Source organism: Streptomyces chilikensis, assembly GCF_001642695.1.
Taxonomy (GTDB): Bacteria; Actinomycetota; Actinomycetes; order Streptomycetales; family Streptomycetaceae; genus Streptomyces; species Streptomyces chilikensis.
In genome coordinates, this window is the sequence record NZ_LWCC02000136.1 from 1477 (window position 1) to 3353 (window position 1877).

Annotated in this window: 1 protein-coding gene; it reads left to right on the forward strand. The window is 71.8% G+C overall.

The annotated features are described in order from the left end of the window. On the forward strand, positions 1-1877 hold a 1877-nt coding region (locus A2U95_RS32175), incomplete at both ends, for a hypothetical protein (protein ID WP_206283082.1).

Consider the following 1877-nt stretch of genomic DNA (forward strand, 5'->3'; position numbering starts at 1 on the left):
CGGCAAGGCCCCCGCGACGGGCCTCAACGCGGCGATGGCCTACAACCGGAGCGACGAGCACCGCAAGTTCTTCACCACCTCGCTGTCCCACACCAACGTCTTCCACAACCAGAACGCCGCCTCCGACGAGGAGGTCGTGCTGGAGTTCACCCTGCCCTGGAAGAGCTACTGGGACTTCGCCGCCAAATACGGCACCCCCAACCAGCAGCCGGGCGCCTACAAGATCCGCGAATCCGCCCTCCTCCACCAGGAACAACTGCGCCTCGGCGACTCCGCGAACTTCGAGACCCGGGAGGACGTCGACGCCGTCCTCACCGGGCGCACCCACCACAACATCGGCATCGGCCACGGCAACGCCCGCGACTTCGGCCGCCTCCTCACCGGCATCCGCCAGGTCTCCCCCGAAGAGGTCGTGCGGGATGCCGAGGCCGCGGTGGCCGCGGCCCGTGAGGCGCGTCGCCCCGCGGTCGACGCGCTGATCACCGAGCGGGTGGCCCCCCTGCGGGAACGTGAGGCGGCCGCCGTGCACGCCGCTCCCACGCCGACCGTGCCCACCGGACCGGCGACGCGGTTCACTCCGGAGGTCTCGGTGGCGTTCCGCCGGGCCTACGTGGACCACTTCTTCTCCCCCGGGCGGACGGCGTCCGACTTCGCCAGCGTCTACTACACCTTCGTCGACGAGCAGAACATCGCCACCCGGGAACTGGTCACGGACAGCCGTCTGCTGCCGGCCATGGAGAGGTTCCACGCCGAGCTCCTGGGCGTGGAGGAGGACCGCGCGGCGGAGGCGACGCCGATCGCGCACCGGGACGGCGAGCCGATGCGGCTGTACCGGAAGATGGCGGCGGCCGAGGCCGCGCAGTTCCTGGGCAAGGCCCCCGCGACGGGCCTCAACGCGGCGATGGCGTACAACCGCAGTGACGAGCACCGCAAGTGGTTCACCACCTCGCTGTCCCACACCAACGTCTTCCACAACCAGAACGCCGCCTCCGACGAGGAGGTCGTGCTGGAGTTCACCCTGCCCTGGAAGAGCTACTGGGACTTCGCCGCCAAATACGGCACCCCCAACCAGCAGCCGGGCGCCTACAAGATCCGCGAATCCGCCCTCCTCCACCAGGAACAACTGCGCCTCGGCGACTCCGCGAACTTCGAGACCCGGGAGGACGTCGACGCCGTCCTCACCGGGCGCACCCACCACAACATCGGCATCGGCCACGGCAACGCCCGCGACTTCGGCCGCCTCCTCACCGGCATCCGCCAGGTCTCCCCCGAAGAGGTCGTCCAGGACGCGCGGGCGATGCAGGAGCTGCTCAGGGAGGACGGCCGACGGGCGGGCCACGCCCACCTGCAGCGGAAGCTGGACCAGGCCGCCGGCGTCCACGGAGAACCGTTCGGCCCGGTCCCGGACGGGCTCGCGTTCGCCGGGCCGGCCTCCGACGCCCCCGTGCGCCTGCCGGAGTCCGTACGGCCCGAGGACGCCGAGGCGCTCGTGGCGAACCTGTCGGCACTGCCGGTACCCGCCCTCCTCGACGAACTGTCCTCGCTGCCCGTGGAGCACCGGCGGTGGCTGGCCGGACAGGACGAGTTCGTCACCTCGGTGCGGAACCGGTCCTCGGTGGACGACTTCGCGCAGTTCGGCGCGCGGCTGCTGGTCGTGGTGCCGGGTGAGTCCGCGCGCCCGGTCTCCGCCCGCTGGGAGGCCTACGCCCAGGTCGCCCGCATGCTGCGGGACCCCGACACCGTGCGCAAGCTGCTCGCCTCGGGCGCCGCGGTGGTCGTCCTCCCCCAGGACGTGCCGCTGGGTTCGGTCAGTTCCTTCGCCGGCCTGCACGGACCGGACGGCCGCGGCCTGGACGACCTGCGCGGCGCCCAGAGCG